Genomic DNA, 10,637 nt, shown 5'->3' on the forward strand with positions numbered 1-10,637 from the left:
ACGTCGCGATTGTGCAGGTAGAGGTGGGTGAGAGGGTGGCTTCTCGTCCTCAGATGTTGCCAACTTGTTCATACAGGTGACTTCCCTGGGCGGGGTTCTTCTTGACAGACTCCGTTGACTCGCACGTTTTCGCACACCCTTGTGAGGTCAGCAGACAGATGCCAGCACTCAACCGCCGCAGGTTCCTCCAGATCGCCGGTGCCACCGCGGGCTTCTCGGCCCTGTCCGGCAGCATCCAGCGCGCCGCAGCGATCCCCGCCGCCCGCCGCTCGGGCAGCATCGACGACGTCGAGCACATCGTCGTGCTGATGCAGGAGAACCGGTCCTTCGACCACTACTTCGGCTCCCTGCGCGGTGTGCGCGGCTTCGGTGACCCCCGTCCCATGGCGCCCACGGGCAAGAAGACGGTCTGGCACCAGTCGGACGGCTCCAAGGACGTGCTGCCCTACCACCCGGACGCCGACAACCTGGGCATGCAGTTCATCGCCGGCCTCAACCACGACTGGGCGGGCGGGCACCAGGCCTGGAACGAGGGCAGGTACGACCAGTGGATACCGGCCAAGGGGCCCGGCACCATGGCCTACCTGACCCGCGAGGACATCCCGTTCCACTACGCACTCGCCGATGCCTTCACCGTCTGCGACTCCTACCACTGCTCGATGATCGGGGCGACCGACCCCAACCGCTACTACATGTGGACGGGGCACGCGGGCAACGACGGCAAGGGCGGCGGCCCGGTCCTCGGCAACGAGGAGGCCGGGTACGGCTGGACGACGTACCCCGAGCGGCTGGAGCAGGCGGGCGTCTCCTGGAAGATCTACCAGGACATCGGCGACGGGCTGAACGAGGACGGCGGCTGGGGGTGGATCGAGGACGCCTACCGCGGCAACTACGGCGACAACTCGCTGCTGTGGTTCACCAAGTACCAGAACGCGAAGCCCGGTGACGCGCTCTACGACAAGGCCCGCACCGGCACCGACGCCAAGAAGGGCGACGGCTTCTTCGACGTCCTCAGGGCCGACGTGCAGTCCGGCAAGCTGCCGCAGATCTCCTGGATCGCCGCCCCCGAGGCGTTCACCGAGCATCCGAACTTCCCCGCCAACTACGGAGCCTGGTACATCTCGCAGGTCCTCGACGCGCTCACCTCCAACCCGGACGTGTGGGCGAAGACCGCGCTGTTCATCACCTACGACGAGAACGACGGCTACTTCGACCACGTCGTCCCCGCCTACCCGCCGGCCTCCGCCGCGCAGGGCCGCTCCACCGTCACCACCGAACTCGACTCCTACACCGGCGGCGTCAAGGGCTACGAGCCCGGCCCCTACGGCCTGGGCCAGCGCGTCCCCATGCTCGTCGTCTCCCCGTGGAGCACCGGCGGCTACGCCTGCTCCGAACTGTTCGACCACACCTCGATCATCCGCTTCATGGAGCGCCGCTTCGGCGTGCACGAGCCGCACATCTCGCCGTGGCGCCGTGCGATCTGCGGCGATCTGACCTCGGCGTTCGACTTCGGGCTCAAGGAGACCGACCCGGCCTCGCTGCCCGACACCGGCGCCTACGAGCCGCCGGACAACGAGCGGCACGACTCCTACGTGCCCAAGCCCCCGGCCAAGCCGGTGCTGCCCAAGCAGGAGCCGGGCTCCCGCCCGACCCGGCCGCTGCCCTACGCGCCGCTGGTGGACGGCTCGGCGCAGGTCGCCGACGGGAAGTTCACGCTCACCTTCAGCGGCGGCGAGCAGGCCGGTGCCTTCTTCCTGGTCACCTCGGCCAACCGCACCGACGGCCCGTGGACCTACACCACCGAGGCGGGCAAGAAGCTGTCCGACACGTGGAACGCGGCCTACTCCGAGGGCGCCTACGACCTGACGGCGCACGGCCCCGGCGGCTTCCTGCGCACCTTCGCGGGACCCGCGGACAAGGCCGGGCCGGAGGTCACCGCCCGCCATCTGGGCGAGAGCGGTGACATCGAGCTGACCATGACGAACGACGGCGACGACGACTGCGACCTGACGGTCGCCAACGCCTACGGCGGCGCGGAGGAGACCCACCGGGTGCGGGCCGGCGCGCGGGTGGTGCGGACGGTGAGCCTGCGCTCCACCAAGCGCTGGTACGACCTGTCGGTCACCACCGACACCGACGAGACGTGGCTGCGCCGGCTCGCCGGACACGTCGAGACGGGCGAGCCCGGCGTCAGCGACCCGGCCACCCTCACGGACTGACGGGCGCGTACGCGGGCGGCTCGGCCCTGCCGGCGGAGGAGGACGCGGTCATCCCGGCGAGGGTGGTGCGGCAGACCTTGCCGGTGGGGCCGAGCGGCATGCGCTCCACGAGGAGCAGCCGCTCGGGGAGCTTCCGGCGCTCCAGGCCGCGCTCGTCCTCCAGGTAGGAGGTGAGCGCGGCCAGCGTCAGGGGCGCGGGCCGGGGGCCGGGGGCCTGGCGCACGCAGGCGCACAGGCGTTCGCCCAGGTCCGGGTCCGGCACACCGACACACGCCACCTCGGCCACCGCCGGATGGCTGCCCAGCTCCCGCTCTACCTCGGCAGGGCTGATGTTGTAGCCGCCGCGCACGACGATCTGTTTGAGACGCCCGAGAACGTGCAGCCGCCCGTCGGCGTCCAGCCGCCCCAGGTCGCCGGTGCGCACCCAGCCGTCGTCTGTGCGGTAGCGGGCGTCCTGGCCTGGCTCCGCCACGTAGCACAGGGGGGTCATCGGCCCGCGGGCCAGGATCTCGCCCGACTGCCCGGCAGGCAGCGGCAGCGCGCTGCCGCGGGGTGCGGCGACGCGGATCTCGGCGACGGCGGGGTCGGGCATCCCGGCGCAGGTGGGGCCGCCGCCGTCGCCCGTGGCCGTGTGGCAGTTCACCCCGTCCGAGGAGCCGTAGACGGTCAGGACACGGCGGCCGAAACGGGCGCGGCACGCCTCGGCGGTCGTGCTGGGCAGCGCGGCCCCGCTGGAGACGAGCGCCCGCAGCCCGCTTGTGTCCTCCCGGGGCAGCCGGGGAAGGTCGGCCAGACGGCGCAGCATCGCCGGAACCCCGAAGACGTGGGTGGGGCGGTGCGCGACCAGCGTACGCAGGGCCGCCGCCGCGTCGAAGCTCTCCTGGAGCAGGAGCGTGCCGCCGAGCGCGGCGAGCGTGACGTAACTGCCGAGCGAACCGAACGACGAGGCCAGCGAGACGAGCAGCAGGTTGCGCATCGGCCCCGAACCGTCGTGCAGAGCCCGTACGTAGGAGGCACGCCCGCCCGCCATCGCGTTGTGCGAGTAGGCCACCATCTTCGGTTCGGCTTCCGACCCCGAGGAGACGAGGAGGCGGACGGGTGCCTCGGGATCGTGCGCGCGGGGCCGGAAGGGCCTGCGGGCCCCGGCCGTCAGCGACTGGGCGGAGCGCGGGCCTTCGCCGCAGGTGAAGACCGTCTCCAGGTGCGGCAGGCCGGCGTTCGGCACCGCGTCCCGCTCCCGTGCCACGATCAGGGCGCGGGCCCGCGAGCGCGTCAGCAGCCCGGTCGGCCCCAGGCTGCCGTGTCCCGGCGGGTAGGGGAGGGCGACCGCGCCGACGGCCGCCACGGCGAGCTCCGCGGCCACCGCGGCCCGCCCGTTGGGCAGCCGCAGGGCGATGATGTCGCCCGGGCCCAACCCGTGCTCCGCCAGGCGGGAGGCGAAGTGGCGCACGGTGGCGTCCAGTCCGGCGTAGTCGACGGTGCCCGACGCGTCGATGACCGCCGCCCTGCGGGGGTGGGCGCGCACGCGCTCCGAGAAGAGGGCGTACACGTCGCGGTCCGGGCACCACCCCTGGCGCACCCACGCGCGGCGGAGCGAGGCCGGGACCAGGTCCCGCACGGTCACGCCCGCGTTCGACGTCCAGGCGGCACGAGCAGCGGTCACAGGAACTCCCATGGGGCGAGCGGGCGCGCGTACGCGTCGCGGTGGACGGCGGCGGAGAAGCGCGGGTCGGCGGCCAGCCGCGCGAGGTCGGTGCCGACCGGGAGCGCCGTCAGGCCCGCCTCGGCGAAGCGTGCCGCCCACGCGGCGCTCGTCCCCGAACGCAGCCGGGCCGCGGCCGTGTCGGGGCAGCGGACCGCGTCCGCACCGATGACCCGCCCCAACTGCTCCGGATGCGCGCGGGCGGTCTCTCCCAGCCACAGGTGGCCGTCGGCGGTGGCGGGCGGCGCATCCCACGGACCCCACCGGGCGCGCTGCCGCGGCCGTGGTACGAGGGCCGCGGCGGACAGGAGCGAGGAGTCGGCGCGCTGGGCTCGCCCGGTGCGGTTGCGCGCGAGCAGCCCCGCCAGCACCGCCTGCGCGCTCAGGAGCCCCCCGAGCACGTCGGTGAGCGTCATCAGCGAGGGGGCGGGCGGCAGAGGGGCGGGGCGTACGGCGGCGGCCAGCCCGCTGTGGGCCTGCACCAGGAAGTCGGTGCCCACGGGAGGGGCTTCCCCCAGCGCGTCGCCCCACCCCGAGGCCCAGGCGTGGACGAGACCGGGCCGCACGGCGGACAGGTCTTCGGCGTCCAGGCCGAGCCGCGCCGCCTTGCCCGGTGCCCAGTTGTGGAGGAAGACATCGGCGTCCGCCACCAGCTCCTCCACCGTGCGCCGGCCCCGACCGGTCGTGAGGTCCGCCTCGACGACCGGTTTGCCGTCGTTGAGGGCGCGGAAGCGCGCCGAGGTGGGGCCCGCCATGGGCGGCATGCCGCGCATCGGATCGCCACCGGGGGGCTCGATCCGCACCACCTCCGCGCCGAGCAGCCGCAGCACGTGCCCCGCCAACGGCCCCTGCACGCGCCGGGTGGACTCCACGACGCGCAGCCCCGCGAGGGGAGAGCGCCCGGTCGCGGCGCACCCGCTTCCCGGCGGCCTGCGCACCGCGTCCGGGGCCGGTGGCGGAACGTCGGCCGCGGCGTCGCCCAGCGCTGTCAGACGCCAGGCCGGTGGCGTCCGACCGCCGCCCGGATCCGCGCCGATGGGCAGGACGTCGGCCCCCGCCTGCGCGGCGGCGGTACGGATCGCCGAGTACGGCGCCGCGCCCGCGGCCCGGTGCAGGGCTTGCGGCAGCAGGCAGGTGGCCGTCGCGAAGCGCTGCTGGAAGGGGCGCCACCCCGCGCGGAGAGCGGCGCCGGGTGCCCCCAGGCGCTGCCAGAACCCCAGCCACCGTTCGGCGTCGAGTGCCTCCAACTCGAAGGGCACACCGTCGGCGGAGACGAAGGGGCGGTGGCCCACGTCCGTGGGCGCCTCCCGCCGCGTGGCGGTCGCCGGCGGGGGACCGTCCTCGTCGCCGTCGGCGGTGGCCGCGGCCAGGTACTGGCTGACGCTGAACAGCGCGGCCTGGCTGACCGACGTGCGCACCCGCGCGACGTCCGCCCCCGCGGCGCGGCCGAGCAGCGCGGCGCAGACGCCCTGTGCCGCCAGAACCCCGGCCACCGTGCCGGCGTAGTCGACGGCGAGCGGCGTGGGCCGTCCGGCGGCGCGGCCGTGCACCTCCATGAGCCCGCACGCCGCCTGCACGGCCTGTTCGCTGTGCAGGGGGAGGTCGACGGGGCCGGTCCAGTCGATGCGGCAGGGCACGGCGGCGGTGCCCGGGTCGTCCACCAGGGCCAGCAGCCGGGCGGCGACCCGCTGGGCCACCGCGGGGGCGGGAGCCACCTGGGTGCGGGGCGGGCTCGTCGTCACCCCGCCGTCCCCTCTCCGTCGCCGGGCCTGCGGCCCTGGACGGCGTACAGGACGCTGGACGCCGCACGGAACTCCGGGTCCCGCATCAGCGCCCGGACCCTCTCCAGCTCGCCGAGCGTCATGCCCGCCGCCAGCAGCCGGTCCTGGAGGTGGTAGGTGTGGTGCAACTGCAGTTGGAGGCCGGGCGATTCCGCGGTGCGCAGCTCGATGCGGGGCCGCACGTCGAGGTCCACGAGCCCGGCCGCGCGCAGCGCCGTGGGCACCTGCCGCCCCCAGTGCGGGTCGCCGCCGCCCGCGCGGAAGACGGCGCACTTGGCGTCCAGGAACTTCCCGTAGAGCCGGGCCGACTCCTCGTCGGGCGTCAGCAGCGGCGGCTCGTAGGAGGTGTCGAACTCCTCGACGTGCAGCACCCCGCCAGGGGCCAGGGACCGCACCAGTTTGCCCAGTACCGCCGTGCGTTGGGGCAGGTGCTGGAGCACCAGCCGGGCGACGACCAGGTCGTAGGACGCCTCGGGGAGCGGGTCGGTGGCCGCGTCGTGCGCGAGCGCCGTCAGCCCGGCGCAGGCGGCGATGTGGTGCGGCTTGACGTCGGTGGCCGTGACGTGGCCTCCGGGCAGCACCCGCTCGGCGAGCCAGTGCGCGACGCTGCCGCCTCCCGCCCCGATCTCCAGGCACCGCCAGCCTGGCGCCACCCCCGCCGCGGCCAGGTGCGCGAACGTGGCGGCGTCATAGGCGGCGGCCAGACAGCGGTGCTGCTCGCGGCTGTGCTCCGTGTCGTTGTCGAACGCGTAACGCGCCGCCTGCGTCAGTGTGTCGGCCACGGTGTGCCGTCCTCCCTCTTCTCGCCGGGGCCCGGTGCGCGGCTCGTCACGTCCACCGTCCCGAGCCCACCGTCTCGCCGCTCCCGGTCAGCTGCCGCAGCAGCGCCGTGCGGCGTACCTTGCCGGTGCCGGTGCGCGGCACCTGGTCCCACGTCAGCGCGACCGGCTCGCCCAGCGGCGGCAGGTCCCGCACCGCCCGGTCCCAGGCGGCGCGGTCCAGCAGGCCGTCCCGGGTGACGACGACCGGCAGCGGACGGCGTCCCGAGGGGCTCAGCAGCACGCATTCGGCGGCCTCGGGCAGCCGGTCCTCCAACAGGTCCTCGGTGCGCAGGCAGCTCAGCCCCGGGGTGTGGTCCACCTCGCGGTCCAGCAGCTCCACACTGCCGTCGCCGCGCAGCCGCCCCAGATCGCCGGTGTTCCACCAGGCGCCGTGCCGTTTGGCCGCCCAGCGTTCGTTCTCGCCGACGTACCCGGCGGCGCAGGCGGACGTGCGGGCCAGCACCAGCCCGGCCTGCCCGCGGCCCAGCGTGCGGAACGTGTCCGGGTCGACGACGCGCAGCCGGGTCTTGCCGGGCACCGGACGTCCCACGCCCCGCGCCTGGGAGGCGTGCGCGACGGAGCGCCGGGTGTGGAAGCGGAACGTCAGCGGACCCGTCTCCGTCTGCCCCCAGCCCTGCATCCACAGCGGCGCGCGGTGTGCGCTGGCCCGCAGGTAGGCGCGGAGGGTGGGCGGGTGCATCGCGTCGTAGGTGCTGATGAACAGCCGCACCCGGCGGAAGGGGTTGTCGAGGCGGGCGGTCAGCGGCTGGAAGCGGACGTAGGCGGAGGGGAGCGCTTCGACGATCGTCGGCGGGTGGGCGCGCAGGACGGGGTCGGCCAGATCGGGGTCCTGGCCGGTGAGGATGGCGATCTCGGCCGGGTCCAGGCACAGGGCGCTCGCCGTCCAGCAGAACGTCCTGCCGTGGGCGAACGCGTTGGCGTTGACGAGGGTGTCGTCGCGCCGCACACCGATCCGCGGGTAGCGCACGGTCTCGAACCTGGCCAGCTTCCCGATGATGGTGCGGGTCGAGTGCGCCACCAGCTTCGGCACCCCGGTGGTGCCGGAGGTGTGGTTGATGACCAGCGGCTCGTCGTCGTGCCGCCGGTGCGGTGCGGGCGCCGGGATGCCGGCCACGTCGGCCAGGGCGAGGGCTCCGGGCGCGGAGCCGTCCAGGAGGAGGGTGGTGTGCGCCGGCGCTGGGGGCTCGGCCGCGCGCAGTCGCTCCCAGATCGCGGCGGTGGTGACCAGCAGGGCGGGCCGCAGCCGCCGCAGCAGCGTGACGAGGGCCTGGTGCGGCAGGTCCGCCGACAGTTGCGCGGGGACGGCGCCGACGCGCACGGCCGCGCACGCCAGCACGTCGTAGTCCCAGTGGTTGGGCTTGACGATGGCCACCCGGTCGGAGGGGCCCGCGCCCGCCGCGGCGAACCAGCCGGCGGCCCGCCGTACCAGCGTGGCGAGTTCCGGCACGGTGTAACGCGTCGCCTCCTCCCCGCCGATGTCGAACGGCCGGTCGAGGTGGAAGCGGGTGCTGACGCCGCGGTCGGCGCACTCGTCGAAGAGGACACCCATGTCGTGCGGTTTCACTCGCTCTCCTTTCCGCCGCCCACCAGGGCGCCGGAGACGGGACGGCGGTCTGGGGGAGCGGACCTGGGCCCAGGCAGCCGGGACCGCGTTCGGGCCAGGACCCGGGAGGCCGCCAGCGCCCCCGCGCGCACGGCACCCTCGCTGGCGGGGCGCAGGGTCATCCAGTCCCCGGCGTACTCCACGGGCCGCACCGGCCGCTCGGCGAACGCCCTGCGGTGGTGCAGCGCCTGCGGAGTGGCCTCGGGCAGCCCGTGGGCGAACCCGTGCACGAAGGTGTTGGTGCAGGCGCGGCGCAGGCCGGGTACGTACCGTTCGGCCGCGGCCACGAGCTGGTCGGCGACCTCCTTGTCCGGTGCGCGCAGCAGCGCGGGCAGCTGCCCGGGCGCGGCCATCAGCGTGAGCAGCCCCTTGCCCGCGGGCGCTCGCGCCGGATGCTTGGCGTGGTCGACGATGATGCCGGACAGCACGCTCTCCTCGGCCGCGGGCGTCAGGAGCACGTACAGCGGCTGCGGCGACGGCGGGGCCAGCGGCCGGTCCAGCAGACAACTCACCTTCAGTACGGGCGTGAAGGCGCACGCCGACAGGAACGGCAACTCGTCCGCCGGCGCGTTGGCGTGCAGCCGCGCGGCGACCGGTGCCGGTACGGCCAGCACGACCGCGCGCGCCGTCACCTGGCCGTCGGCCAGCCGCACCCGGGCGAAACCGGGCTCGGAGACGACCTCGCGCACCGCGGCGCCGGTGACGACGTCGAGATCCTCGGCGAGCCGCCGCGTCAACAGGTCCATGCCGTCCCGGTAGGTGCGCCACCGCTCGGTGGTGCCGACCGACCGCAGCAGGCTCAGCAACGGCGCGGCGGCGGAGTGCTCCGTGCGCCACCCGAAGAAGTTGCCCGCGACGGGCTGGAGCAGGTAGTCGTGCAGGTCCGGGTGGTAGCGGTGGGCGAACTCCGCGACTGTCGCCGCGCCCACGGGCGTGCGCTCGGGGCGGTCGCCGTCGAACGCGGAGCCGTGCCGGGCCAGCCACGCCGTCAGCCGCAGCAGATCGAGGCGGGCGCGGGGTGCGAGCCCCGCACCGGTGGCGGCGGCACTCCTGGCGGCCACCCCGGGATGGGCCCTCCCGGCCCGCCACACCCCGATCGACCTGCCGATCAGCGGCACGTCCTCGTCCGGCACGCCGAGGCGCCGCAGCAGTTCCCAGGTGGCGCGGTAGCCGTGCTCGGAGATCTGTTCGGCCCCCTCGTCGACGGTCCAGCCGTCGTGGCGGAAGCTGTGCATCCGCCCGCCCACCTCGTCGCGTTCCTCCAGCACCCGGACCCGCATGCCGGCGCGGCGCAGCTCGTGCGCGGCCGTCAGGCCCGCGACGCCCGCGCCGACGACCACGGCGTCCACCTCAGGGCGCCCGCTCACGCGGCGGCCTCCGCGCCGTGCAGCAGCCCCGCCGCGACGAGCAGCACGGTGCTGACCCGGTGCACGACGAAGCCCTGCCTGCGGGCCCGCATGATGTCCCCGTCCCCGCGGAAGCCCGTCAGGTACTGGCGGGCCCGCAGCGCGGTCACCGGCAGCATCAGCACCACGAACCACCAGGGCGCGATCCCCGTCGCGCTCGCGACCGCGCCCAGCAGGAACTCGGCAGCGGACAGCGCGCCGACGAAGGCGGCGTTGCCCCGGGGGCCCACCAGGCAGGCCACGGTGCGGCGCCCCACCGCGCGGTCGCCGGGGATGTCGTTGGTGTTGGAGTAGACGCCGAACATCAGCGGACCTGCCCCGAACAGCACGCCCGCGACGAGCACGAACCCGGAGAAGTGCCCAGCCGCCAGCCCGTAGGGGGCCAGCACCAAAGCGACGCCCAGGCCGACCAGGAAGACTTCCTGGAAGCCGTGGTAGCTGATCTTGAGCCCGTAGGAGTACTGGAGCGCGACCACGAACAGCGCGGGCACGAGCACCAGCGTCCAGACGGGCCGGTGCGGGGCGAGTGCCACGGCGGCAGCCCACAGCGCGGCGCCCGCCGCGGCGGTGGCCCACGCGAAACCCAGGGCCTCGCGCGGCGTCAGCGTCCCGGCGATCAGCGGCTTGCGCAGCTTCCTGCGCAGGGGGTCGTTCGGCCCGTAGTTGGCCGCGTCGCTGCCGTCCCGGTAGCCGGTCACGTCGTCCAGCGCGACCATCGACATGACGACGAAGACCTCGCCGAGCAGGAACAGCGCCATCGCCCAGCCGGCCGCCGCGTCGAACCGCGACAGGGGCAGCAGCACGGCCGCCAGGGCCACCAGGATGCTGGTGTAGTAGTCGTAGACGTCGAGTTTGCCGAGCCGCACGAAGCTGCGCGCCTTGGGCTCCACGCGCGAACCGGTGGCGGTGAGCGGCCCGGAATGGGCGTGACTGGTCATTGTGCTGCTCTTCTCCTCGGTTTCCCGGCTGTGCCGGGTCGGGCGTCCCGGTCGGGCCGGATCGGATGTCCCGGTCGGGCCGGGTCGGATGTCCCGGTCGGGCGGGTCGGTTCTCCCGGCCCGGCGGGGCGGATGCCCGGTCGGGC

The 10,637-nt window shown here is 74.7% G+C and carries 7 protein-coding genes; 1 reads left to right on the forward strand and 6 read right to left on the reverse strand.

The window, feature by feature from the left end; all coding sequences use genetic code 11:
* The first annotated feature begins 158 nt into the window (after positions 1 to 158).
* Entirely contained in the window at positions 159 to 2,219 is a 2,061-nt protein-coding gene (locus tag AB8Z75_RS10125) for a phosphocholine-specific phospholipase C (protein WP_369201111.1), read from the forward strand.
* On the opposite strand, the gene AB8Z75_RS10130 is transcribed toward AB8Z75_RS10125, so the two are convergent.
* Genes AB8Z75_RS10130 through AB8Z75_RS10155 form a run of 6 tightly spaced genes read right to left on the reverse strand, consistent with a single transcriptional unit; the run spans position 2,209 to position 10,491 of the window.
* On the reverse strand, positions 2,209 to 3,882 hold the full coding sequence (locus tag AB8Z75_RS10130) for a class I adenylate-forming enzyme family protein (RefSeq protein WP_369201112.1): 1,674 nt from the start codon (positions 3,880 to 3,882) through the stop codon (positions 2,209 to 2,211). The genes AB8Z75_RS10125 and AB8Z75_RS10130 overlap by 11 nt on opposite strands.
* Positions 3,879 to 5,663 (reverse strand): CoA transferase, encoded by a 1,785-nt coding sequence (locus AB8Z75_RS10135; RefSeq protein WP_369201113.1) that lies wholly within the window; start codon positions 5,661 to 5,663, stop codon positions 3,879 to 3,881. The genes AB8Z75_RS10130 and AB8Z75_RS10135 overlap by 4 nt, the downstream gene beginning before the upstream one ends.
* A complete protein-coding gene (locus AB8Z75_RS10140) occupies positions 5,660 to 6,484 on the reverse strand; it encodes a trans-aconitate 2-methyltransferase (protein WP_369201114.1) in 825 nt (274 codons plus the stop codon). Before AB8Z75_RS10140 ends, AB8Z75_RS10135 begins: the two co-directional genes overlap by 4 nt.
* 46 nt (positions 6,485 to 6,530) lie before the next feature.
* On the reverse strand, positions 6,531 to 8,108 hold the full coding sequence (locus tag AB8Z75_RS10145) for an AMP-binding protein (protein ID WP_369201115.1): 1,578 nt from the start codon (positions 8,106 to 8,108) through the stop codon (positions 6,531 to 6,533).
* Entirely contained in the window at positions 8,105 to 9,514 is a 1,410-nt protein-coding gene (locus AB8Z75_RS10150) for an NAD(P)/FAD-dependent oxidoreductase (RefSeq protein ID WP_369201116.1), read from the reverse strand. The genes AB8Z75_RS10145 and AB8Z75_RS10150 overlap by 4 nt, the downstream gene beginning before the upstream one ends.
* Complete coding sequence (locus tag AB8Z75_RS10155) at positions 9,511 to 10,491, reverse strand: UbiA family prenyltransferase (RefSeq protein ID WP_369201117.1); 981 nt, start codon at positions 10,489 to 10,491, stop codon at positions 9,511 to 9,513. Before AB8Z75_RS10155 ends, AB8Z75_RS10150 begins: the two co-directional genes overlap by 4 nt.
* Positions 10,492 to 10,637 lie beyond the last annotated feature (146 nt).

It is taken from the genome of Streptomyces sp. PU-14G, from assembly GCF_041028275.1.
Classification (GTDB): Bacteria; Actinomycetota; Actinomycetes; order Streptomycetales; family Streptomycetaceae; genus Streptomyces.